Here is a 22,421-nt window from a genome sequence, read left to right on the forward strand (position 1 = left end):
GCCTTACAATGGCCACTACGTTCCACCCTCCATTCCTGGCCGTCCCCTGGAGCCTGCTGTCCAATGAATTTCCGTTCCGCCGCCGCCGCCCTGGCCGCCACCCTGGTGGTGGGCCTGGCTTCCGCCCAGACCCCGCTGCCGACCCCGGCCACGCCGGCGCCCGCCGCCGCTGCCGCCCCGGCCACCGTTGCCACCCCGCCGGCGCCGGTGCCGAGCGTATCCAAGGCCTGGGTGCTGATGGACTACGCCACCGGCCAGGTGCTGGCCGGCGAGAACATCCACGAGCAGCTGGCCCCGGCCAGCATCACCAAGGTGATGACGTCCTACGTGATCGCCGCCGAGGTCAAGAACGGCAAGGTCCGTGCGGATGACCAGGTGATGATGAGCGAACGCGCCTGGCGCGAAGGCGGCGCGGGTACCGACGGCAGCTACAGCGGCTTCCCGGTCAACCAGACCGCACGCCTGGAAGACATGGAAAAGGGCATGGCGATCCAGTCCGGCAATGACGCCGCGATCGCCCTGGCCGAGCACGTGGCCGGCAGCGAAGAAGCCTTTGCGTCGCTGATGAACAGCTACGCCGCCAAGATCGGCATGAAGAACTCCCACTTCGTCAACGCCCACGGCCTGACCGCCGAAGGCCACCACAGCACCGCCTACGACCTGGCGCTGCTGGGCCGCGCGATGGTGCGTGATTACCCGGAAACCTACGCGTACAACAAGATCAAGGAATTCCAGGTCGGCAACATCAAGCAACCGAACCGCAACCTGCTGTTGTGGCGCGACGGCAGCGTGGACGGCATCAAGACCGGCCACACCTCCGAAGCGGGCTACTGCCTGATGAGTTCGGCGCAGCGTGGCGACCAGCGCCTGATCGCCGTGGTGTTGGGCGGTGCGTCGGAAAAGCAGCGTGCCGATGACAGCCTGGCGCTGCTGAACTGGGGCTTCCGCTTCTTCGAGACCCACCGCCTGTACGAGCCGGGCAAGGCCGTGGCCGAGCACAAGGTCTGGAAGGGCACCACCGACAAGGTGCAGCTGGGCGTGGCCCAGCCGATGCTGGTGAGCGTGCCGCGCGGCCGCTACAACGACCTGAAGCCGAGCATCGACGTGCCCAAGACCCTGGAAGCACCGTTCACCGCCGGCCAGCAGATCGGCACCGTGAAGGTCACCCTGGATGGCAAGGTCGTCGCCGAAGCGCCGCTGGTGGCCGTGGCCGCCGTTGAGCAGGCCGGCTTCTTCAAGCGCCTGTGGGACAGCTTCTGGATGTGGTGGGAATCGGAATAAGCGCCGCGGCGTCCCGCCTGCGCTGCTGAAGTGATCGAGAAACGCCGGGCTCTGCCCGGCGTTTCTTTTTCTGGTGCGAAGTGTTGATCCAGAGGCGGCAGATTCGTCGCTGTCCGATAGGTCGGCCTGCGAGCGTCGCACACCATGACTCCATCCCGCTCCGGGGTGACTGCCCGCGCCATTGCGGCAGCCCCCCATCAGCATTCCATGGAGATATTGTCATGCCGCCACGCCGTCGCGTCGTTTCCCTATATCAGCCGCCTGCGCGCGGCCTGCAACTGGCATCGGCACTGATTGTCGCTCTGTCGCTGCCGGCAGCGGGGGGCTGGGCCAACGAGCTCGCAGAGGCACTGGGATGCGGTGTCGGCGAGGTGGTGTCGGACGGCCTGCGCTGCGAAGCGGCGTCCCGTGCAGGCAAAGTCGCATCCTTTGACGACGAGAATGTCTTGCTCGGAAGGGGCACTTCCACCACAGGCCAGGCGGACATTGCCATCGGCCGGAACGCCAGCGCGGACAGCATCAATGCCAAAGGATCGGACCCCGATGACTACTCCATTGCGATCGGGCCATCTGCACAGGTCACGGGGGGCGGCTCGATTGCCCTGGGCGGAAACGCCAAGGTCATTGGCGCGACCAACAGCGTTGAAATGGATGCCGTTGCCGTAGGCATGAAGAGCGAGGTGACTGGAGAACACGGCGTGGCATTGGGCTATGCCGCCAAAGCCAAGGACCAGGGCAGCATGGCGCTGGGCTACGAGGCGGAAGGCTCGGCAGAGGGCGGCATCGCGCTGGGCTACCGGGCGCGCAGTATTCACCAGGGCAGCCTCGCGCTCGGTGCCGGATCTCAGACGGGCGCCGACAACACCGTTTCCTTCGGCAACGCCACGCTCAAGCGCCGTTTGACCAACGTCAAGGCCGGCGAGGAAGCAGATGATGCCGTGACCATGGGCCAGTTGCGCTCGGCGCTCGGGGTCGACCCGAACACCGGCACCTTGTTGAACATGTTGACCTACGATGACGCTTCGCTGGCCAGTGCCAGCCTGGGCGGCAGCGGCGGCACGGTCCTGGGGAACCTGGCGCGCGGAGCGGTGGCGCATGACAGCCAGCAGGCCATCAATGGCCAGCAGCTGTGGGAGGTCAAGGCCGATTGGGAGGCCCGTTGGCGCGATATGGATGACCGCGTGGCCGAGGTTGAACGTAGCGGTGGTGGTAGTGGAGGCGGGTCGGGTGGCGTGGTTGCACCAGGCAAGGGAGCAGGGTCGGTGGCGGTGGGCACCGGCAGTACCGCCGATGGCCGTGGTGCGGTTGCGATGGGCAGTGGCAGCCGTGCCGATGGCAATGGCGCGGTGGCGATCGGCGAAGGCGCAGCGGCCACCGGCCACAATTCGGTGGCCATCGGCGCGGGTTCCAGCGCCGACCGCGACAATGAATTCTCGGTTGGCGCGCAGGGCAATGAGCGTGTGGTCAGCAATGTCGCAGCGGGCGTGCGCGCGACCGATGCGGTGAACGTGCAGCAGATGGAGGATCGCTTCAAGGCAGAGCGTGAGTACACCGATCGCCGCTTCACCCAGTTGGACAGGCGCCTGGACCGGATGGGGGCGATCAGCGCCGCCTATGCGGGCATGGCCATCAACACCGCCGGTCTGAGCGGCGACAACCGTATTGGTGCGGGTGTGGGGGCGCAGAACGGGCGTTCGGCACTGGCCGTGGGCTACCAGCGGATACTGGGCGAGAAGAGGAACGTCTCGGTTTCCCTGGGGGGCGCGTTCAGTGGCAGTGACCAGAACCTCTCCGCAGGCGCGGGTTTCAGCTGGTAGCAAGAGAGGGGTACTGCGCCTGGTGGAAAGACAGATCGCTATGTGCGGATGGAGGGCCCCCTTCCGGAATGGCGATTGCCCCTCGATGGGCGTTGCAAGAGAGGAGCAGGGGTGGCGAGTACCATCCCAGTCGGAGCCAGCGCTTCGCCTGAAGGGGAGTGCTGGCAGAACGAGTCCTTCGTCACATTTTGAGATACTCCACTTTGAAGTTCACGGCTGCTGAATCCATCGGCGGCTACAGCTGTGCGGCCGGGGGCAGTCTGTTTCCTCTGGTAACGCGCCGCCGGGGGGGCGCGATGTTGCAGTTGCCCCTGCTGGTGGAGTTCATCAATGGCAACCGATGAGGGTCTGCAATGAACATCATGAAAAGCACGCGCTTGGCAACGATGCTGGGGGCGACCCTGCTGGGCGTTCTGCTATGCGAAGGTTCGTCTGCGGCAGACGACAACATCGTCTATGAGCGTGTTGTGCTGCTGGAGCTCATCAACGGTGCGGTAATGCAATGCGAGAGTACCGTAGAGGTCGCCCGATGCGCGCCCGGCTCGGTGCCGCAGAATCTGGTTACTCAATCGGTCCCCTTTGAATGCAAGGCGCTGGGGCTGGTATCCGTCAGCCTGAATCTGCCAAGGCAGGTGCCGACCAGCTGCGTCGCCCAATGATCTTCGTTGCTTGATCTGGAGGCTCGGGGAAACCCGGTCCTCCAGATGATTGCTGCAGTACCTCAGCGGGTTGCGCCTCCATGACGGGCCAGGTTGCAGCAATCAGTTTGGTCTTAACGGTGTGCCGACCCGCGGTCGACACACACACTACAGCGCACGACTGATGGTGAAGCTGCCGAATACCGGCGCCTCGCGCTGGCCGTTGAATTCGCGCGTGCTGTGGTAGCGCGCGGCAGCGAACTTCCAGCGGCCGTACATCACCGCCACGCCGTACCCGCCGTAGGCCACCACATGGCGCTTGTCCACGCTGTGACTGTTGCGGAAGGTGTTGCCATCCAGGGTGATATCGCGGATCACCCAGGCAGCGTCCGAGGTCGCGAACAGGTGCCAGGACCACCCACCGGGGCGGCCGCTGCGGGTCGGCGCCGTGTTCTCACCGGCCGGGCGCAACGGCGTGCTGCCGAAGTCGTCCGGCAGCTTCCAGCCAAAGCGCACTTCACCGCCGAAATTGGCCTTGGTTTCCAGGTTGCCGATCGACCCGCCGTAGTGGCTGATCGCGTCCCAGCCCCAACCGTCGGCATTGACGCTGGCATCGCCCGGCCAGCGGCGCATGCGCTCATGGGTCAGCATGAACAGTGGTTCGTTGTGCAGCTGGTTGTCCCAACCCTTGAATTTTTCGTCGCCCAGCACGTCGTGCACGGCATTCTGCACCTGCTTGCCCTGTGCCCAGGGGCCGACCACGCCCAGTGTCAGCTGGGTGGTCTGCAGGCGGTCGCCGCTGCGCGCATTGAAACCGAAGTTCGCGATCAGCACGCCGGCGTAAGGGCGGTCGTCCTCGATCAGGTCCCTGCGGGTGAAATCGGTCGGGGTGAAGATCCCCTGGCCGATGCTGAAGATCATGTTCTGCTGTTCGAACTTGCCCGGATGCAGCCCTTCCAGGTACCGGTTCACCCAGCGCGCCATGCGCGGCAGGCAGGGGTCGTCGGTGTAATCGACCAGATTGGGGGAGACCAGGGTCAACAGCGCACCGTTGGTATAGCCCTGATCCTGGTGGCGGCCGCCGAACAGGTCGTTGTCGACGCGGAAATTGACCTGCGGCGGGTGGTCGCGCATGGCGTCCGGGCCACATTGTTCGGCCGCCTGGGCGGCAAGGGGGAGGGCGGAGGCCAGCAGGCCGGCCAGCCCGAGGGCTGCGACACTACGCATGGATGGAATGCTCATGGGGAAGGGGGCGGTTTTCAGTCGTTTTCTGCAACGCTACGGTACTCGTGCCCGCGCGTCGGAACGAGCACGTCCGGATCACTTGTCTGTTCCGAAAACAACATTGTCCGGCGGGCACAATTTGTTACCCGCGCACGCGCCGCAGGCCTGGCGTGAAGGCGGTCGCAGGCCGCCCGTACGATGTTCGCGTTGGTGACGGTCAGGAGATTGCAGTCAGCTGCCGTTGGGCCTCAGGCCCGTCCCTTTGGGCCGCCTGCAACGCAGCAGACCGCCGGTGCCGTCCTGGCGTTGATGAATACTCTTGGGTTTGTTGCCCTGCGGCCCGATAATGGGGCCATGGAAATCAAGTCCGACAACCCCGACCACGGCTTCCAGTTCCCCGGCCAGTTCGAGCTCAGCGCCATGGGCCCGGCCAACCGCGGCCTGGAGCATGAGCTTCCCCGCCTGTTGCTGGCCGCCGGCATCGATGTGGTGAACGAACGCATCAGCTGGAAGCACTCCTCCAACGGCAAGTACGTGTCCGTCCGCATCGTGTTCAAGGCCGAGAGCCGCGAACAGTACGACCTGGCGCACCAGGCGCTGCGTGACCACCCGGAAGTGAAGTGGACGCTGTAGCCGACTCCTGCCCGGCCGAAGCCGCACCGGAGGACCGTGCGCCGCGTCCGGCGCTGGTCCGTGACCTCGGCCGCCAGCCGTATGAACCGGTGTGGCGCGCCATGCAGCGCTTCACCGACCAGCGCAGCGACGCCGATGCCGACGAGCTGTGGGTGGTCGAGCACGATCCGGTGTTCACCCTGGGCCAGGCCGGCAAGGACGAGCATGTGCTGGCGCCGGGCGACATCCCCGTGCTGCACGTGGACCGCGGCGGCCAGGTGACCTATCACGGCCCCGGCCAGATCGTGGTCTATCCGTTGCTGCGCCTGCCACGGCTGGGCATCGGCGTGCGCGACTACGTGTGCCGCATCGAGCAGGCGCTCATCGATACCCTGGCCGAGTGGAACATCGGCGCCGAACGCCGCGAGGGCGCCCCGGGCGTCTACGTCGGTGGTGCCAAGATCGCCGCACTCGGCATCCGCGTGCGCCGCGGATGCACCTTCCATGGGCTGGCCTTCAACGTGGCCATGGACCTGGAACCCTTCCACCGCATCAATCCCTGTGGCTATCAGGGGTTGCAGGTGACCTCGGTGCTGGACTTGGGCGGCCCCTCCGGGATGGAGGCCGTCAAGCCGGTGCTGCTGGACCACCTGGCCCGCCAGTTTGGCCTGCTGCTGCAGCACACGCCCGAACTGCCCGATCTTTCTGCGGCCGCCTGACCGCCCCCCGGAACTGCCATGACTGAAACCACCGCCCGTTCCATTCCCCTGCAGATCGTGCAGGGCGATTCTCCGTCCGCCGCGCCGTTGCAGGCCGGGGTCAAGCAGCTGGGCGGTGACAAGATCAACCGTTCGCCGGTGCAGTTCGCCGATGCGCCGGTACTGCGCAAGCCGTCCTGGATCCGCGTGCGCATTCCTTCGGGCAATGCCGTGCAGAACCTGAAGGCCAAGCTGCGCGAGAACCGCCTGGTGACGGTCTGCGAGGAAGCCAGCTGCCCGAACATCCACGAATGCTTCGGCCATGGCACCGCCACCTTCATGATCCTCGGTGAGGTCTGCACCCGGCGCTGCTCGTTCTGCGACGTGGCCCATGGCCGCCCGAAGCCGCCGGATGCCAACGAGCCGGCCAGCCTCGGCCAGACCGTGGCCGACATGGGCCTGAAGTACGTGGTGGTGACCAGCGTCGACCGCGATGACCTGCGCGACGGCGGTGCCCAGCACTTCGTCGACTGCATCACCGCGATCCGCGAAAAGTCGCCGGGTACCCGCATCGAAGTGCTGACCCCGGACTTCCGCGGCAAGGGCCGCATGGAACGTGCGCTGGAGATCCTGGCGCAGAACCCGCCGGATGTGTTCAACCACAACATCGAGACCGTGCCGGACCTGTACCGCAACGTGCGCCCGGGTGCGGACTACCAGTGGTCGCTGAACCTGCTGAAGAACTTCAAGGCGCAGCACCCGGACGTGCCGACCAAGAGCGGCATCATGCTGGGCCTGGGCGAAGACTTCGAACAGATCAAGGCCACGATGCGTGACCTGCGCGCGCACGATGTGGACATGATCACCATCGGACAGTACCTGCAGCCGACCGCGCACCATCACCCGGTGCTGAAGTACTGGACCCCCGACGACTACAAGGCACTGGAAGACTACGGTTACGAGCTGGGCTTCAGCCACGTGGCGTCCGGCCCGATGGTGCGCTCGTCGTACCACGCCGACGTTCAGGCCAAGGGTGCCGGGGTTTCCTGACACCCTCCCGGTGGGTGGGAGCTGCTTCTCCTGTAGGTGCGGACCGTTGGTCCGCACACCTCTGCCTGCGGTAGAGCCGAGCCCATGCTCGGCTGCTTGCTGTCGGCCAGCCGAGCATGGGCTCGGCTCTACATGCATTCACAATTTGCTACACCGGCCCCGCTAGGCTGGTTTTCCACCGAGCGCGGCCGGGTGACAAACCCGGCAACTTTCGGCACTGTCGGGGTGTCTGAACACCCTGCAGTCTCCCCCTTGGCAAGGCGCCTTCGAGCACGTCAATGAAATTCAAAGCCCCCGCATTCCTGATGGCCCTGGCGCTGGTCGCGCCGCTGGCGCTGGCGGCCAAGGCCGACTCGCCTGCATTGCCCGCTGCGGCAACCGCCGATCAGGTGACCACCTCCAAGCTGGTGTATGGCCTGTTGTCCGACAGTCGTTACGCCTACCGCCCGCGTGCGCTGGACGAGGCCACCTCCAAGGACGTGTTCAAGCGCTATCTGGAGACGCTGGACGGCGCCAAGCAGTACTTCACCCAGGCCGACGTGGCGCGCTTTGCGCCCTTCGAAGCCAACATCTCCTCGGCCATCCGTGGCGGCGAACTGGAGCCGGCGTTCCAGGTGTTCGCGGTCTACAAGCAGCGTGTCGGCGAACGTGTGGCCTTTGCGCGCAAGCTGCTCAAGCAGGAGCCGGACTTCACCACCGACGAGCGCTTCGAATACGACCGCAAGAAGGTGCCGTGGGCGGCCAGCAGCGCCGAGCTGGATGAGCTGTGGCGCAAGTCGGTCAAGAACGACTGGCTGCGCCTGAAGCTGGCGGGCAAGAAGCCGGACGATATCCGCAAGACGCTGGACAAGCGCTACGCGACGCTGGAGAAGTCGGTCAATGAGCTGAAGGGCGAAGACGTCTTCCAGTTCTTCATGAATTCGTACACCAGCGCGGTTGATCCGCACACCGATTACTTCACCCCGCGCACGGCCGAGAACTTCAACCAGGCGATGTCGCTGTCGCTGGAAGGCATCGGTGCGCAGCTGCAGCGCCAGGACGACGTGGTAGTGATCCGCGAGATCATCGCCGGCGGCCCGGCTGCGGTGGACGGCACGCTGAAGCCGGGTGACCGCATCGTCGGCGTTGGCCAGGGCAAGTCCGGCCAGGTCGAGGACGTGATTGGCTGGCGCATCGACGATGTCGTGGCCAAGATCCGCGGCGCCAAGGACACCCAGGTCAAGCTGGAGTTCATTCCGGCTGCCGAAGGTGCCGATGGCAAGCACCACACCCTGGTGCTGACCCGGCAGAAGGTGCGCCTGGCCGAACAGGCCGCCAAGGGCGAGACCATGACCATTCCGGCCGCCAACGGCGAGCCGGCACGGAAGATCGGCGTGATCAAGCTGCCGACCTTCTACCAGGACTTCGAAGGCCGTCGCCGCAACGCCGCCGACTATGCTTCGGCCACCCGCGACGTGGCCAAGCTGCTGGCTGGTTTCAAGAACGACAAGCTGGACGGCGTGGTGCTGGACCTGCGCAACAATGGCGGCGGTTCGCTGGATGAAGCCGTCGAACTGACCGGCCTGTTCATCGAGCAGGGCCCGGTGGTGCAGGTGCGTGAGTCTGGTGGCCGCGTCACCGTCAACAGCGACCGCAACCAGGGTGTGGCGTGGGATGGCCCGCTGGCGGTGCTGATCAACCGCGGTTCGGCCTCGGCCTCGGAGATCTTCGCCGGTGCGATCCAGGATTATGGTCGTGGCCTGGTGATCGGTGAAACCAGCTTCGGCAAGGGCACCGTGCAGAACATCGTCGACCTCGACCGTTGGCCGAGTGGCGAGACCCAGCGCTTCGGCCAGGTCAAGCTGACCATCGCCCAGTTCTTCCGCATCAGCGGCAGCAGCACCCAGCACAAGGGCGTGGTGCCGGACCTGGCCTTCCCGGCCAGCGTCGATGCCACCGAGTTCGGCGAGAGCACCTACGATAACGCCCTGCCGTGGACCCGCATCGCCGCCGTGCCGCACACCCAGTACGGCAACTTCGCGCCGCTGCTGCCGAAGCTGGAGGCCCGCCACGACGCGCGAATCGCCACCGACAAGGAATTCCAGTGGTGGAACGAGGACGTGCAGCAGTTCCGAACCGAGGCGGCGAAGAAGTACATCTCGCTCAACGAGGCCACCCGTCGCGCCGAACGCGAGCGCCAGGACGCCCAGCGCAAGGAACGCCAGCTGCAGCGCAAGGAGCTGGGCCTGGCCTTGGACCCGCTGGCCGATGACAGCAGTGATGACGGCCTGACCGGCAACGAGCGCGACATCGTGAAGGATGCCGCCCGCGAAAAGGCCGCCGAAAAGCGTCCGGACCCGCTGCTGCGCGAGTCGGCCTCGATCCTGGCCGACGCGGTGAACCTGCTGGCCAATGACCGTCCGCTGTCGGCCCAGGTGCTGCCGCAGTCCACCGGCGCGGGGCGTTGGGCGGACTGAGCCGGAGACGGCGCGCGACATTCGCAGGGGCCGGCATTGCCGGCCCCTTTCTGTTTGGCGACCTCGTTCACGGTAGCGCCGGGCCATGCCCGGCGAGCGAACTGCCACAAACGACTTAATCCCCTCCGTCCCCTTTTACGTGCATGAACCGGGAGCAACGTGGGGGGCCATATCGACCTGCCGCACACGGGGGCGGGACTACCCTTGGTGCTTCCGTTCTCGCAGGAGTACCCATGCGGGCCTCCCGTCTTTCCAGCGCTGCCGTGGCGTGCGCCAGCGCCTTGATCCTTTCGGCCTGTGGTGGCCGCGCCGCCGACAGCACCGTGCTGCGCGAGTCCTTCGATTCCGGCGATACCTTCTCGCGCACCGTTGAGGGACGCCCCGGTGAAGCCTGCGAGGCCGCGCGCCGCACGCTGCTCAGCCAAGGCTATGCCATCGCCCGTTCCGATGATGCACAGGTGGAGGGCAACAAGAACTTCCAGCCGCGCGAGGATGACCATGAGCAGCTGGTGCTGCGCATCTCGTGCGCCCCGCGCGGCAGCCAGACGCTGGTATTCGTCAGTGCAGTGCAGGACCGCTACGCGCTGAAGAAGAGCCCGACCTCGGCCAGTGTCGGTGTGGGTGCGCTGGGCTCGGTGTCGCTGCCGTTCGGCAGCAACGACGACTCGCTGGTGAAGGTGGCCAGCAGCACGGTCACGGATGCCGAGTTCTATCGTCGCTTCTTCCAGCGCCTGCAGCAGTATCTGCCGGCCGCGGCGGGCACGCCATCGCCATCGCCGGCAGCGGCGCCGGAACCCGCACCGGCGGTTACGGACCAGGGCTGAGAGTGCGCGGCAGGTGGCTGATTGCAGCCCTGCTGCTGGCGCCCGCGTGGGTCGTGGCATCGCCATCCCCGGACTGTACGCAGGGCCTGCTGCAGCGGTTGGGGTGGCGCTTCGAAGAAGCGTCCCTCACTGCGCCGCAGGTGCGCGGTGGTCCCGTATGTACGCGTGCCTCGCTGGCTGATTCACAGGCGGCCGGCGACCTGCAGGTGCGGTGGCCGGCGGCGTTGCCCGCTACTGCTCGGCACGCACTTCTGCAGCAGCTGCTGGATGATCCCGCCACCATCTGCGCCTATGCCTTCCAGCTGGGGGCGGCCACGCGGCGCGCGACTTCGGCATTGCAGGGCAATCCCACGTTCCGCTTCTCCGGCCCGCAGCTGGGATGGATCGGCTTCGGATTGCAGGGCGCACCGGCACAGGGTTGGCAGCGTACACGCAGTTTCGGTCGTGGCTTCGTGCCCCGCGCGGGCAACAGCCATGCGCTGGAGGCGTTCTACAGCGGTGCCGTGCGTGCCGAATGCGGTGTCGGCCGCCAGGTCGCACAGCTGGCCACCCAGCGCGAGCTGTATGGCGATGCTGCGTTCGACACCGGGTTCGCAGCGGAGGAACTGTCGATCGGCACCTTCCTCGCGCTGCACGACACCGACAGCATCCTGCTCGGCGCGCATGCCGGCGACTTCTTCGCCGACGGCAAGGCGGTGCGCACCTCGGCGATGGGGCGGCAGGCGTTCGTGGGCGTGCCCGGTTTCATCGAACATGTGTACGACAAAGGCACGCTGGACGACCTGAGCAACCAGGCCGAGAACTTCGTGGTGGTCGAGGTGGGCGAGGGCGCTGCGCAGGCGCTGGCACTGCACGCTGGCCTGGCCTGGTACGACCAGCGCAATGCCGAGCTCTGGAAACTGGCGCAGGACATCCCGCGCATCGGCCAGCGCTATTTCGAGCGCCTGCTGTTCGAGCGCGATCCACAGCTGCGCGCGCGCCTGGCACCGCGCTACCACGCGGCTCTGGTGCGCATGGATCAGCTGCTGGACGATCCGTTCTACCAGCAGTTCGTGATCTACGTGCATCCGCGCGGTATACGTCCTATCGGCTACCACATCGTCCGCCTGCTCGATCGCAACCCTAGAACGCCGTTTTCGATCGACCTGGCGGTGCACAATCTGCATACCACGCTCTACCGGCGTTGGCGCGAGGCGCAGCTGCGCCACTGCGCGGCTACCGGCAGGCCAGGCAGCCTGACCCTAGACCCCAACTGAAGGTGAAACAATGGATATTGCAATGATCGGCCTCGGCCGCATGGGCGCCAACATGGCCCAGCGCCTGCATCGCGGCGGCCACCGCGTGGTCGGCTACGACCCGGGCGAAAGTGCGCGCCAGCGTGCTGCAGAGGCCGGCCTGGAGGTGGTTGATTCGCTGGCCGCCGCCGTGGCCGCGCTGCCGGTGCCGCGCGTGGTGTGGCTGATGGTGCCGGCGGGTGAAACCGTCGACCAGACGCTGGGACAGCTGACCCCGCACCTGGCCGAGGGTGACATCGTCATCGACGGCGGCAACTCCAACTACCAGGACTCGATCCGTCGCGCCAAGGCGCTGGCGGAGGACGATCTGGGCTACGTCGACTGCGGCACCAGCGGCGGCGTGTGGGGCCTGCAGGAAGGCTACAGCCTGATGGTCGGTGGCGAAGCATCGGTGGTGGAGCAGATCGCACCGCTGCTGCGCACGCTGGCTCCGGCGGAGGATCGCGGCTGGGCGCGTGTTGGTCCATCCGGCGCCGGCCATTTCACCAAGATGGTCCACAACGGCATCGAGTACGGGATGATGCAGGCCTATGCCGAAGGCTTCGCGCTGATGGAGCGCAAGCAGGAAATGGAACTGGACCTGGCCCAGGTCGCCGAGGTGTGGCGCCACGGCAGCGTGGTGCGTTCGTGGCTGCTGGACCTGAGTGCCGAAGCCCTCAAGCGCAATCCGTCGCTGGATGGCATCGCACCGTACGTCGAGGATTCCGGTGAAGGCCGCTGGACCGTGGCCGAAGCCATCGCGCTGGACGTGCCGGCACCGGTGATCACGTTGTCGCTGCTGGAACGCCTGCGTTCGCGCGAATCGAATTCGTTCACCGATCGCCTGCTGTCGGCGATGCGCAATGAATTCGGCGGCCACGCCATCAAGAAGTCGTAAGCACTGCGGTGGGGTCAGAGCCCTTCGGCGTTGCCGAAGGGATCCGACCCCGGGCAGATCGGGGTCGGATCCCTTTCCGCAGGAAAGGGCTCTGACCCCATGCAGCCAGTCGAGCATGGCTCGACTCTACAAACGCCGTCTACGATCGTTGCCACGTCATCCACGCATGGCGTGGATCTACTGGTCAGTGCAACGCGATCCGCCGCCCTTCACGCGCGCTGTCCATGCCCGCCTGCAGCAGCCGCATCAACTGCAATGCCTGCATCGGGCTGACCGTCGCTTCGCCGTCGCCGTGCATCGCCGCGGCGAACTGCGCATACAACCGACGATAGTCGCCGGGCAGGTTGTCGACGGTGCTGCGCAGAACATTGTCTTCTGCATCACAGTGCACCAGTTCGCCATGCCGGGGATCGATGCCCCATCCGGGCGCACCCGGCGCTACGCCGCGGCGCAGCTGGGCCTCCTGCACATCCAGGCCGTACTTGATCCAGCTGGCCTTGCTGCCATGCACGCTGAAGTGCGGGGCAGGGGCAGCCACCAGCGAACCGGCATGCACGATGGCGCGATGCTGGGGGTAGTGCAGTACGGCGTGGAAGTAGTCGATGCCGGCGCCACCTTGGCGCTGCACGGCCAGATCCGCATCGATGGCGTCGGGCCAGCCGAACAGCACCAGCATCTGGTCCAGCAGGTGCGGGCCGAGGTCGTACCACAGGCCACTGCCTGGCCCGTCCTGTTCGCGCCAACGGTCGCGCACCTGCGGCCGGTAGCGGTCGAAATGCGCATGGCATTCGGCCACCTCGCCCAGCGTGCCTTCGGCCAGCAGCGCCTGCAGCGTGAGGAAGTCGGCATCGAAACGCCGGTTCTGGAACACGGTGGCGATGCGGCCGGCGTCGCGTGCCGTGGCCAGTACCGTTTCCGCTTCGGCCACATCCAGCGCAAAGGGTTTGTCGACCAGCACGTGCTTGCCGGCGGCCAGCGCGGCCATCGCCAGCGGCGCGTGCTGTTCGTTCGGCGTGGCGATCACCACCGCATCCACCGCTGGATCGTCGAACACGTCCTGTGGCGTTGCACGCACGTGTACGTTGCTGAACGTGCGCAGCAACGTGTCGCGCTGCGAGCTGACGATGCTGTGCAGGGCCAGGCCGGGCGTGTGCTGGATCAGCGGCGCATGGAAGACGCGGCCGGCGAGGCCGTAGCCGATCAGGGCCAGGTGCAGGTCGGGGCGCATGGCAGAGCTCCGGCAGGAGGGAAGGGCAGGGTAAACGACGGATGCGGACAACCCAAAACTGAACCGTTGCCGTTGGAAACGCTTCGATTCACGGCGGCATGACCACGACGCCACGCCTGCTCCACGTGCGCTTGTCCAGACTGGCAGCACATCCCGAAGGAGAACGACACGATGAGCAATACCACTCGCACGCTGATTGCTTCTGCCCTGACGCTGGGCCTGGCACTGTCCTCCTCGGCCGCATTCGCCAAGGACCCGGCCGCGAAGAGCCCGCCGACCACCAGCGCACATCCGGCTACCCACGCGGATCGCCATGATTCCAACGAACCGGTGACCGACAGCTGGATCACCACCAAGGTGAAGGCGGACCTGCTGACCAGCAGCAACGTCCCGGGCACCGAGATCAAGGTGGAAACGGTGAACGGCGTGGTCAGCCTGAGCGGCACCGTGGCCACCCAGGCCGAGAAGGACAAGGCGGTCACCACCGCCAAGGGCATCAAGGGCGTGACCCGCGTCGATGCCGCCGCATTGAAGGTCAGCGCTGCCGCCAAGCGCTGAACCGGTTGGGCGCCCCGCGTGGGGCGCCCGCTGACCTGTAGACCCGAGCCATGCTCGGCTGGCACTCCAAGGCAGCCGAGCATGGGCTTGGCCCTACAGGTCTGATTGCCAACCCGTTCAGCCGATTACGCTGGAAATTCCAGAGTTGTGACCGCCTGCGCTATATTGCCGGTTCCGCCGCAACCGGGCTCGGCCCGGCCAACGCGTCGCGGCAGAGCTGACGAGGAACTATGGCGCTGGTTTTCAGTGACGACATCTGGGACCGCTGGCGGCTGCCGGCCTTGGCGCTGGCCGCCGCCGCGATCATCGTGGTGCCGTGGTTGACCCTACGCAAACTGCAGCAGGACAGCGAACAAGCGATGGCCTGGGTCAATCATACCCAGGCCGTGGGCGTGGCACTGCAGCAACTGCAGGCCGATGTGCGCGATGTCGAATCGGCCGCGTTGACCCTGTCCAAGGGCGTGGATGCCCCCGGCCTGCGCGAACGCATGGCCCGGGCCGATGAAATTCCCGGGCGCCTGGCCGAACTGGGCCGGATGACCCGCGACAATCCCGACCAGCTGATCCGCATCGGTCGGATCGAATCGATGCTGGAAGGCCGCATGGCACTTGCCCGCGAGTTGGCCAGGTCCGAACCGAACAGCGACCAGCGCGAGCTGGTGCAGGACCTGAGTACGCGCTATCCCATCCGCGGGCTGGTGGAAGAACTGCAGGCCAGCGAGCAGAAGCTGCTGGCGCTGCGCGCCGAGCAGGCGGCACGCCAGCGCAAGCAGACCGAACTGGTGTCGTGGAGTTCGCTGGTGATCCAGCTGGCGCTGCTCGGCCTGGTGCTGTGGCTGCTGCAGCGGCAGATCGGCCGTCGCCTGCATGCGGAGCGGCAATCGCTGCGCTCGGCTGCACGTGCGGCGTCGGTGCTGCAGACCGTGCGCGAACCGATCGTGCTGCTCGACCGCGACCTGCGCGTGCAGCTGCACAATCCAGCATTCGCTGAGCTGTACGGCCTGCAGGATGAGCGCGCCGACGGCCTGCTGCTGGAAAACGTTGGCGACAACGCATGGCAGGACCCGGTGGTCCGGCAGCGTCTGGCCGACGTACTGTCGCGCGGTCGCGAACTGTGGGACTTCGAGCACGAGCAGCGCACCGCCGACGGCATGGTGCGCTACATGCTGCTCAACGCGCGGCGCATGCCGCTGCCCGACAGCGATGACGAGGTGGTGCTGCTGACCATCAGCGACGTCACCATGCAGCGCGCAGTGCAGCTGCGCGTCGAAGAGCTGAACCGCCAGCTTGAAGGCAAGGTTGCGCAGGTGTCCGAGGTCAACCGCGAGCTGGAGGCCTTCAGCTATTCGGTCTCGCATGACCTGCGTGCACCGCTGCGCCACGTGGCAGGATTCTCCGACAAGCTGTCGCGCCACCTCGGCGATCAGGCTGATGACAAGAGCCGCCACTATCTGGACGTGATTTCCAGTTCGGCCCGGCGCATGGCAGCGTTGATCGACGACCTGCTGGTCTACTCGCGACTTGGCCGCGCGGCGATGCGGCAGCAGGCGGTGGACATGCAGTCGCTGGTGGCCGACACCCGCGCCATGCTCGATTCCAACCTGCAGGCCGAGGCCGAGAACAGCGGCCATGCGCACCAGGTGGAGTGGAGCATCGCGCCGCTGCCGATCGTGGTGGGCGACGAAAACATGATCCGCCAGGTCTGGCTCAACCTGCTCGGCAACGCAGTGAAGTACTCGGGCAACCGCGAACCGGCGAAGATCCGCGTTGACTACCAGCAGCAGCCCGACGGCGGCCATCAGTTCACGGTCAGCGACAATGGCGCAGGCTTTGACATGGCCTACGCCGGCAAGCTGTTCGGTGTGTTCCAGCGCCTGCACAAGGCCAGTGACTACCCGGGGACCGGCATCGGCCTGGCCAGCGTGCGCCGCGTGCTGACCCGCCATGGTGGCCGTATCTGGGCCGAGGCCGAACCGGACGTCGGCGCTGCTTTCCACTTCTACCTGCCCCCCGCGACCGACGCGGACAAACAAGGTCCCTCTGCATGACGACTCTGCGCACCATTCTTCTCGCCGAAGACAGCCCGGCGGATGCCGAAATGGCGATCGACGCCCTGGAAGAAGCGCGTCTGGCCAATCCCATCGTGCACGTCGAGGACGGCGTGGAAGTGATGGACTACCTGCTGCGCCGCGGCGCCTTCGCCAACCGCGAGGAAGGCTTGCCGGCGGTGCTGCTGCTGGACATCAAGATGCCGCGCATGGATGGCCTGGAAGTGCTGCGGCAGATCCGCGAGCACGAAGAACTCAAGCGCCTGCCGGTGGTGATCCTGTCGTCTTCGCGCGAGGAAAGTGACCTGGCCCGCAGCTGGGACATGGGCGTGAACGCCTACGTGGTCAAGCCGGTGGACGTGGACCAGTTCTTCGGCGCGGTGCAGACCCTGGGCAAGTTCTGGGCATTGATCAACCAGGCACCGGAACTCGAGTGAGCCCATGCCCCTGACCGGTCCCGCCCTGGGGGCGCTGCGCATCCTGCTGGTGGAAGACTCACCGGAAGATGCCGAGCTGATGTCCGAACAGATGCTCGACGCGGGCCTGGAGGCCCGCTTCGAGCGTGTGGAGAGCGAGGCGGAACTGCGCCAGGCACTGGCTGTGTTCCAGCCGGACATCGTGCTGTCCGACCTGAGCATGCCGGGGTTCTCCGGTGACGACGCGCTGCGCATCGTGCGCGAGACCTCACCGGAGGTGCCCTTCATCTTCGTCTCCGGCACGATGGGTGAGGAGAATGCGGTAGCGGCGCTGCAGAAGGGCGCCAACGACTACATCATCAAGCACCAGCCTGCGCGCCTGCCTTCGGCGGTCGCGCGTGCGATCCGCGATGCACGCAGTGCGGTCGAGCGCGCACGCGTGGAAACCGAACTGATGCGTGCGCAGCGCCTGGAAAGCCTGTCTCTGCTTGCCGCCGGGCTCAGCCACGACCTGCGCAACATCCTGCAGCCGTTGCTGATCATGCCGGACCTGCTGAAGGCCCGCACCGAGGATCCGCAGCTGCACCACCTGGCCGACGTCATCGCCGAGTGTGGCCGCCGCGGCCATGAGATGGCCGAGTCGATGCTGTCGTTCGTGCGTGGTTCGCGAAAGCCGAGCGAGCGCATCGAGATCGACGGCCTGTTCGACGCGGTGGCGCTGCTGTTGCGCAGCAACGTGCCCGATGCCGTGCGCCTGGAACTGCAGGTGCTGGACGAAGGCCTGGTGGTCGACGCCAACTACACCGAACTGCAGCAGGTAATGCTGAACTTGGCGCTCAACGCGATCCAGGCGATGCCCAACGGTGGCCGCCTGAGCCTGACCGCCAGCCATGCCGGGCAGCGCGATGGCGTGGACTGGATGCAGATCTGCGTGTCCGATGAAGGCATCGGCATGGATGCGGACACGCTGTCGCACCTGTTCAATCCGTTCTTCACCACCAAGGCCGATGGCACCGGCCTGGGTCTGATTTCCTGCAAGCGCATCGTCGAAGGCGCCGGCGGCAGCATCCATGTCAGCAGCCAGCCGGGGCAGGGCACCTGCTTCGAGCTGCGCTTGCCGATGCACGAAGCCAGCGACGGCAGCGAGCCGATCGAGCAGCTGGTGGCCCTGGGCAGTGGCCAGTCGATCCTGGTGGTCGACGGCGAAGCTACGCGCCTGTCGCTGCTCGGCAACGCGCTGTCCAGCCAGGGGTATCAGCTGCAGCTGGCCTCCGATGGCCCGGCGGCGCTGCGCTGGATGCAGCAGGAGGCGATGCCGGCGCTGGTGATTGCAGACGCCGGCTCAAAGCTGCTGCCGGCCAGCCAGCTGCTGGGCGAGATGGCTGCGCTGGGCTATCGCGGCCCGGCGCTGGTGCTGGAGGACGCGGCGGTGGCGGTGCCTGCCGATGCCTTCCCGGCCGGCGTGGACGTCCATGTACTGCGCAAGCCGCTGCAGATGCAACAGGTGTTCCGCGCAGTGGCCGAGGCGCTGGGCTGATGCCGCTGGGGTTCTGTAGAGCCGAGCCTATGCTCGGCTGCTGTTCGCATTGACCTCGACAGCCGAGCATGGGCTCGGCTCTACAGGGCGGTTTCCCAGGGGAACCGCGGCAGGGCGTCCACCGCCTGTTCCAGGCGCCGTGACCAGTTCTGGTGGATATCGGCGTACAGCGCTGAATCCGCGCCCAGCCGCAGTTGCTGGCCGATGCGCAGTTCACCGTCGCGCAGCAGCGCCAGGTCGATCGGCAGGCCTACCGACAGATTGGAACGGATGGTGGAGTCCAACGAGACGATCGCCGTGCGGGCGGCATCCTCCAGGCGCGTGGCGGGGCTGAGGATGCGGTCGAGGATCGGCTTGCCGTACTTGGATTCACCGATCTGCAGGTAGGGCGTCTCCGGTGAGGCGGCGATGGCGTTGCCGAGCGGGTAGATCATGTACAGCCCAGGCCGCTCACCGGCAATCTGGCCGCCGAAGATCAGCGTGGCCTGGGTATTGACCCCATCGTGGCCATGTTCACTGTGGCTGCTGTGCACCTGGCTGTCCACCAGCAACTGGCCAACGTACGCGGCGGCCTCGAAAAGGTGAGTCATGTCGCGCAGGTTGGGTGAGCGCCGTTCGTCGGCATCGCGCCCCAGGCGCGACACCAGCAACTGGGTGGTGGCCAGGTTGCCAGCCGCCATCAGCACGTAGGCTGCCTGGCCGGGATATTCGAACACGTGCAGCTTGCGATGCACGCGTACATCGTCCAGCGAGGCATTGGTCCGGGTGTCGGCAGCGAAGACCAGGCCCTCGTCCACCTCGATTCCAACGCAATAGGTCATGTCGGTGCCCTATCATGTGCGTCCCGGATTGTAGGCAGGCCGCCGTGACGACGGCATGTCCACGCCCCCATCGCTGCCACCTGAACCGCATGACGACCGTGCTCCTGAGCCTGGGCAGCAATGTCCAGCCCCGCCGCTACCTCCACGCCGCGGTGGCGGCCCTGCGCGAGCGCTTCGGCGCGCTGCAGGTCTCGCCGGCCTACCGTACCGCCGCGGTCGGCTTCGACGGCCCGGCCTTCCTCAACAACGCGGTGGCGATCGAGACTGACTTGCCGCTGCAGGAACTGGACGACTGGCTGCATGCGCTGGAAGACGCGCACGGCCGCGACCGCAGCGGGCCGCGCTTCTCCGACCGGACCCTGGATATCGACGTGGTGTTCTACGGCGACCTGGTGGTGGAAGGTCCCGGCCACCTGCGCATTCCCCGTCCCGAACTGAAGCATGCCTTCGTGCTGAAGCCGCTGGCCGACATCGCGCCAGACTTCATCGATCCGGTCAGCGGGCTGGACCTGGCCACGCTGTGGCGCGCGCACGCGCAGTTTGGCGAGGCGTTCGAGGTGGTTGACCTGGAGTGATGGGGTCAGATCCCTTTTCCCGGCGGGAAAAGGGATCTGACCCTGTTGTGGATCCCGGCAGCGCCTCAACTTACCGTGCGCCCGCCATCCACGCGCAATGTGTGGCCGGTGACGAAGCTGGCTTCGGCCACCAGCCAGTACACCGCTTCGGCAATCTCCTCGACCGTACCGATCCGCGCCAAAGGCGTGCGCGCCAGCAGCGCCTCGCGGGCGAAATCGTCCTTGCCCTGTTCGGGCCACAGGATCGCGCCGGGCGCCACCGCATTGACCCGCACTTTCGGCGCCAGCTCCAGCGCCAACGAACGGGTGGCCATCTCCAGCGCGGCCTTGGCCATCGTGTAGGCGATGTGGTCGCGCATCGGATCGGTGCCGTGCAGGTCGGTCAGGTTGACGATGCAGCCCTGCTGGCGGCGCAGGTAGGGCGCGGCGGCCTGTGACAGCAGCAGCGGCGCGCGCGCGTTGACCGCGTACAGCTCGTCCATTGCCTCGGCGGTGACCTGGCCGAGCGGGGTGGCATAGAAGTTGGAGGCGTTGTTGACCAGCGCGTCCAGGCGGCCGAAGTGGGTAACGGCCTGTTCCACCAGGTCGGGCAGGGCGTCGGCGTCACGCAGGTCGGCCTGCAGCGCAAGCACGCTGCCCGGCCGCACATTGTCGAAATCGAACGCGGCCTGCTGCAGTTCGGCGCTGGAGGTGTTGGCATGCAGTACCACCGACCAGCCACAGGCGTGGAACTGGCGGGCGATGGCCGCACCGATCCGGCGCGCGCTGCCGGTGATCAGGACCACGGGGTGGGTATCGCTCATCGAGGGTCCTCCAAGGCTCGGCTATCCTGTGCACCATTGTCACCGCATTCGAAGACGCCATGCAGCCCACCTTCCCCCTGCCCGAAGCCGATGCCCTGGCCCACAGCGACCAGCTGGCGGCCGCCCTGCGTGCCGAAATCCTTGCGCAGGGCGGGGCGATGCCGTTCTCGCGCTTCATGGAGCTGTGCCTGTACACCCCCGGCTGGGGCTACTACAGCGCCGGCGCCAGCAAGTTCGGTGGCAGCGGCGACTTCACCACCGCACCCGAGCTCGGCAGCCTGTTCGCCGGCAGCGTGGCCAATGCGCTGGCGCCGGTGTTCGCGCAGCTGGGCGCGCAGGCCCGCATGCTGGAACTGGGGGGCGGTACCGGCGCCTTCGCCGAGGCCGTGCTGCTGCGCCTGGCCGAACTGGACGCGCTGCCGTCGCGCTACGCCATCCTCGAACCCAGCGCCGACCTGCGCGAGCGCCAGCAGCAGCGCCTGCAGCAGAACCTGCCGGCCGAGTTGGCCGCGCGCGTGGACTGGATCGACCGCCCGTTCGAGGAGGACTGGGAGGGCGTGGTGTTCGCCAACGAGGTGATCGACGCGCTGCCGACCCCGCGCTTCCTGATCCGGGACGGCGAGGTCTACGAGGAAACCGTCGAGCTTGATGGCGAAGGCAACTTCATCCGTGGCGCGCAGCCCGCTGACATCCTGCTCAACGGTGCGGTGCGCCACATCGAGCGTTACCTGGAAAAGCCCTTTGCCGACGGTTACCGCTCCGAGGTGCTGCCGCAGCTGCCGTACTGGCTGCAGGCAGTGGCTGGCGGCCTGCAGCGTGGTGCGATGCTGTTCGTCGATTACGGTTACAGCCGCAGCGAGTTCTACCAGCACGACCGCGACGATGGTACGGTCCGCGCGTTCTACCGCCACCACGTGCACAACGACGTGCATCGTTGGCCGGGCCTGCAGGACATCACCGCGTCGGTGGATTTCACTGCGATGGCCGAGGCGGGCATGCACGGTGGTTTCGAACTGGCGGGGTACTGCAGCCAGGCCAGTTTCCTGCTCGGCAACGGCCTGGACCAGGTGCTGCTGCTGGCCGAAGAGCGCACGGATGAGGTCGGCCGCATCCAGCTGCGTGACCAGGTGAAGAAGCTGACCCTGCCGACCGAGATGGGTGAGCGCTTCCAGGCCATCGGCCTGCAGCGTGGTATCGATTTCGAGCCGGCGTTCGAACTGGGCGACCTGAGCTGGCGCCTGTGAGCAGTGCGTTGCCGCTGATCAAGCCGCTGCGGCGGCCGCGGCTGTGGACTGTGCTGTGGGTGCTGGCGGTACTGCTGGTGGTCGTGGTCTGCCTGATCCCGCCACCGCCGATTCCGCTGCCGGAAAACAGCGACAAGGGCGAGCACTTCCTCGCCTACTTCATCCTGGCCGGCAGCGCAGTGCAGCTGTTCCGGCCGGGGCACCCGCTGCTATGGGTGGGCGTGGGGCTGGTGCTGATGGGCGTCGGCATCGAGTTCGCGCAGGGTGCGCTGACCAGCAACCGCACTGCCGATCCGATGGACGCCATTGCCAACACGATCGGCGTGCTGGCGGGCATGGCCACGGCACTGACCCCGTTGCGCGATCTGCTGATGCGCTGGCGGGGGTAAGGTTTCCTGTAGAGCCGAGCCCATGCTCGG

General features: G+C 66.6%; 21 protein-coding genes. 17 read left to right on the plus strand and 4 right to left on the minus strand.

The window, feature by feature from the left end; all coding sequences use genetic code 11:
- Window positions 1-63: 63 nt before the first annotated feature.
- The 3 genes from AC5P7X_RS01435 to AC5P7X_RS01445 all read left to right on the plus strand — a co-directional run bounded on the left by AC5P7X_RS01435 (window position 64) and on the right by AC5P7X_RS01445 (window position 3,757).
- Window positions 64-1,281, plus strand: a complete 1,218-nt coding sequence (locus AC5P7X_RS01435; RefSeq protein ID WP_495214347.1) for a D-alanyl-D-alanine carboxypeptidase family protein — start codon at window positions 64-66, stop codon at window positions 1,279-1,281.
- Between the two features lie 80 nt (window positions 1,282-1,361).
- Complete coding sequence (locus AC5P7X_RS01440) at window positions 1,362-3,098, plus strand: YadA family autotransporter adhesin (RefSeq protein WP_346608167.1); 1,737 nt, start codon at window positions 1,362-1,364, stop codon at window positions 3,096-3,098.
- Between the two features lie 353 nt (window positions 3,099-3,451).
- Window positions 3,452-3,757 carry a hypothetical protein gene (locus AC5P7X_RS01445; RefSeq protein ID WP_206620916.1) on the plus strand — a complete coding sequence of 102 codons (306 nt, stop codon included), beginning with the start codon at window positions 3,452-3,454 and terminating at the stop codon, window positions 3,755-3,757.
- Between the two features lie 147 nt (window positions 3,758-3,904).
- Here AC5P7X_RS01445 and AC5P7X_RS01450 read toward each other — a convergent pair whose 3' ends face one another.
- Entirely contained in the window at window positions 3,905-4,963 is a 1,059-nt protein-coding gene (locus AC5P7X_RS01450) for a lipid A deacylase LpxR family protein (protein WP_080375075.1), read from the minus strand.
- 351 nt (window positions 4,964-5,314) lie between these two features.
- Between AC5P7X_RS01450 and AC5P7X_RS01455 the strand changes: the two genes are divergently transcribed.
- The 7 genes from AC5P7X_RS01455 (at window position 5,315) to gnd (ending at window position 12,772) form a co-directional block, all read left to right on the plus strand.
- Complete coding sequence (locus AC5P7X_RS01455; RefSeq protein WP_005411067.1) at window positions 5,315-5,593, plus strand: YbeD family protein; 279 nt, start codon at window positions 5,315-5,317, stop codon at window positions 5,591-5,593.
- Window positions 5,581-6,291 carry a lipoyl(octanoyl) transferase LipB gene (gene lipB / locus AC5P7X_RS01460; RefSeq protein ID WP_053498236.1) on the plus strand — a complete coding sequence of 237 codons (711 nt, stop codon included), beginning with the start codon at window positions 5,581-5,583 and terminating at the stop codon, window positions 6,289-6,291. The genes AC5P7X_RS01455 and lipB overlap by 13 nt, the downstream gene beginning before the upstream one ends.
- Window positions 6,292-6,309: 18 nt before the next feature.
- Complete coding sequence (lipA, locus tag AC5P7X_RS01465; RefSeq protein ID WP_053498233.1) at window positions 6,310-7,320, plus strand: lipoyl synthase; 1,011 nt, start codon at window positions 6,310-6,312, stop codon at window positions 7,318-7,320.
- A gap of 278 nt (window positions 7,321-7,598) precedes the next feature.
- A complete protein-coding gene (locus AC5P7X_RS01470) occupies window positions 7,599-9,776 on the plus strand; it encodes a carboxy terminal-processing peptidase (protein WP_495214349.1) in 2,178 nt (725 codons plus the stop codon).
- A 233-nt stretch (window positions 9,777-10,009) separates the two neighbouring features.
- Window positions 10,010-10,600: a DUF2242 domain-containing protein gene (locus AC5P7X_RS01475; protein ID WP_005419366.1), complete on the plus strand. Its 591-nt coding sequence runs from the start codon at window positions 10,010-10,012 to the stop codon at window positions 10,598-10,600.
- Between the two features lie 17 nt (window positions 10,601-10,617).
- Window positions 10,618-11,856: a hypothetical protein gene (locus AC5P7X_RS01480; RefSeq protein WP_329843249.1), complete on the plus strand. Its 1,239-nt coding sequence runs from the start codon at window positions 10,618-10,620 to the stop codon at window positions 11,854-11,856.
- Window positions 11,857-11,866: 10 nt separating this feature from the next.
- Window positions 11,867-12,772, plus strand: a complete 906-nt coding sequence (gnd, locus tag AC5P7X_RS01485; RefSeq protein ID WP_188247769.1) for a phosphogluconate dehydrogenase (NAD(+)-dependent, decarboxylating) — start codon at window positions 11,867-11,869, stop codon at window positions 12,770-12,772.
- Between the two features lie 184 nt (window positions 12,773-12,956).
- On the opposite strand, the gene AC5P7X_RS01490 is transcribed toward gnd, so the two are convergent.
- Complete coding sequence (locus tag AC5P7X_RS01490) at window positions 12,957-14,000, minus strand: oxidoreductase (RefSeq protein WP_495214350.1); 1,044 nt, start codon at window positions 13,998-14,000, stop codon at window positions 12,957-12,959.
- Window positions 14,001-14,171: 171 nt separating this feature from the next.
- Between AC5P7X_RS01490 and AC5P7X_RS01495 the strand changes: the two genes are divergently transcribed.
- From AC5P7X_RS01495 to AC5P7X_RS01510, 4 genes are all read left to right on the plus strand, one after another.
- Window positions 14,172-14,558 (plus strand): BON domain-containing protein, encoded by a 387-nt coding sequence (locus AC5P7X_RS01495; RefSeq protein WP_053498227.1) that lies wholly within the window; start codon window positions 14,172-14,174, stop codon window positions 14,556-14,558.
- A gap of 230 nt (window positions 14,559-14,788) precedes the next feature.
- A complete protein-coding gene (locus AC5P7X_RS01500) occupies window positions 14,789-16,606 on the plus strand; it encodes a sensor histidine kinase (protein ID WP_005419357.1) in 1,818 nt (605 codons plus the stop codon).
- Window positions 16,603-17,043: a response regulator gene (locus AC5P7X_RS01505; RefSeq protein WP_005411057.1), complete on the plus strand. Its 441-nt coding sequence runs from the start codon at window positions 16,603-16,605 to the stop codon at window positions 17,041-17,043. The genes AC5P7X_RS01500 and AC5P7X_RS01505 overlap by 4 nt, the downstream gene beginning before the upstream one ends.
- Window positions 17,044-17,047: 4 nt before the next feature.
- A complete protein-coding gene (locus tag AC5P7X_RS01510; protein WP_005419354.1) occupies window positions 17,048-18,559 on the plus strand; it encodes an ATP-binding response regulator in 1,512 nt (503 codons plus the stop codon).
- 80 nt (window positions 18,560-18,639) lie between these two features.
- On the opposite strand, the gene AC5P7X_RS01515 is transcribed toward AC5P7X_RS01510, so the two are convergent.
- Window positions 18,640-19,380, minus strand: a complete 741-nt coding sequence (locus AC5P7X_RS01515; protein ID WP_053498223.1) for a proteasome-type protease — start codon at window positions 19,378-19,380, stop codon at window positions 18,640-18,642.
- Window positions 19,381-19,469: 89 nt separating this feature from the next.
- On the opposite strand from AC5P7X_RS01515, the gene folK reads away from it, so the two are divergent.
- Window positions 19,470-19,955 (plus strand): 2-amino-4-hydroxy-6-hydroxymethyldihydropteridine diphosphokinase, encoded by a 486-nt coding sequence (gene folK, locus AC5P7X_RS01520; protein ID WP_005419350.1) that lies wholly within the window; start codon window positions 19,470-19,472, stop codon window positions 19,953-19,955.
- A 65-nt stretch (window positions 19,956-20,020) separates the two neighbouring features.
- Here folK and AC5P7X_RS01525 read toward each other — a convergent pair whose 3' ends face one another.
- Window positions 20,021-20,758 (minus strand): pteridine reductase, encoded by a 738-nt coding sequence (locus AC5P7X_RS01525; protein ID WP_005419347.1) that lies wholly within the window; start codon window positions 20,756-20,758, stop codon window positions 20,021-20,023.
- A gap of 59 nt (window positions 20,759-20,817) precedes the next feature.
- On the opposite strand from AC5P7X_RS01525, the gene AC5P7X_RS01530 reads away from it, so the two are divergent.
- Window positions 20,818-22,002, plus strand: coding sequence for a class I SAM-dependent methyltransferase (locus AC5P7X_RS01530; RefSeq protein WP_053498216.1), 1,185 nt, complete (start codon window positions 20,818-20,820; stop codon window positions 22,000-22,002).
- A complete protein-coding gene (locus AC5P7X_RS01535; RefSeq protein ID WP_206620910.1) occupies window positions 21,999-22,391 on the plus strand; it encodes a VanZ family protein in 393 nt (130 codons plus the stop codon). The genes AC5P7X_RS01530 and AC5P7X_RS01535 overlap by 4 nt, the downstream gene beginning before the upstream one ends.
- Window positions 22,392-22,421 lie beyond the last annotated feature (30 nt).

Source organism: Stenotrophomonas sp. YJH_SMC_53 (assembly GCF_059369995.1).

Coding starts and splice junctions, on each gene's coding strand:
- AC5P7X_RS01515 (WP_053498223.1), bottom strand. CDS start 19,380: ATGACCTATTGCGTTGGAATCGAGGTGGACGAGGGCCTGGTCTTCGCT.
- AC5P7X_RS01525 (WP_005419347.1), bottom strand. CDS start 20,758: ATGAGCGATACCCACCCCGTGGTCCTGATCACCGGCAGCGCGCGCCGG.
- folK (WP_005419350.1), top strand. CDS start 19,470: ATGACGACCGTGCTCCTGAGCCTGGGCAGCAATGTCCAGCCCCGCCGC.
- AC5P7X_RS01470 (WP_495214349.1), top strand. CDS start 7,599: ATGAAATTCAAAGCCCCCGCATTCCTGATGGCCCTGGCGCTGGTCGCG.
- lipA (WP_053498233.1), top strand. CDS start 6,310: ATGACTGAAACCACCGCCCGTTCCATTCCCCTGCAGATCGTGCAGGGC.
- AC5P7X_RS01510 (WP_005419354.1), top strand. CDS start 17,048: ATGCCCCTGACCGGTCCCGCCCTGGGGGCGCTGCGCATCCTGCTGGTG.
- AC5P7X_RS01490 (WP_495214350.1), bottom strand. CDS start 14,000: ATGCGCCCCGACCTGCACCTGGCCCTGATCGGCTACGGCCTCGCCGGC.
- AC5P7X_RS01500 (WP_005419357.1), top strand. CDS start 14,789: ATGGCGCTGGTTTTCAGTGACGACATCTGGGACCGCTGGCGGCTGCCG.
- AC5P7X_RS01530 (WP_053498216.1), top strand. CDS start 20,818: ATGCAGCCCACCTTCCCCCTGCCCGAAGCCGATGCCCTGGCCCACAGC.
- gnd (WP_188247769.1), top strand. CDS start 11,867: ATGGATATTGCAATGATCGGCCTCGGCCGCATGGGCGCCAACATGGCC.
- AC5P7X_RS01450 (WP_080375075.1), bottom strand. CDS start 4,963: ATGCGTAGTGTCGCAGCCCTCGGGCTGGCCGGCCTGCTGGCCTCCGCC.
- AC5P7X_RS01475 (WP_005419366.1), top strand. CDS start 10,010: ATGCGGGCCTCCCGTCTTTCCAGCGCTGCCGTGGCGTGCGCCAGCGCC.
- AC5P7X_RS01435 (WP_495214347.1), top strand. CDS start 64: ATGAATTTCCGTTCCGCCGCCGCCGCCCTGGCCGCCACCCTGGTGGTG.
- AC5P7X_RS01455 (WP_005411067.1), top strand. CDS start 5,315: ATGGAAATCAAGTCCGACAACCCCGACCACGGCTTCCAGTTCCCCGGC.
- AC5P7X_RS01505 (WP_005411057.1), top strand. CDS start 16,603: ATGACGACTCTGCGCACCATTCTTCTCGCCGAAGACAGCCCGGCGGAT.
- AC5P7X_RS01445 (WP_206620916.1), top strand. CDS start 3,452: ATGAACATCATGAAAAGCACGCGCTTGGCAACGATGCTGGGGGCGACC.
- AC5P7X_RS01495 (WP_053498227.1), top strand. CDS start 14,172: ATGAGCAATACCACTCGCACGCTGATTGCTTCTGCCCTGACGCTGGGC.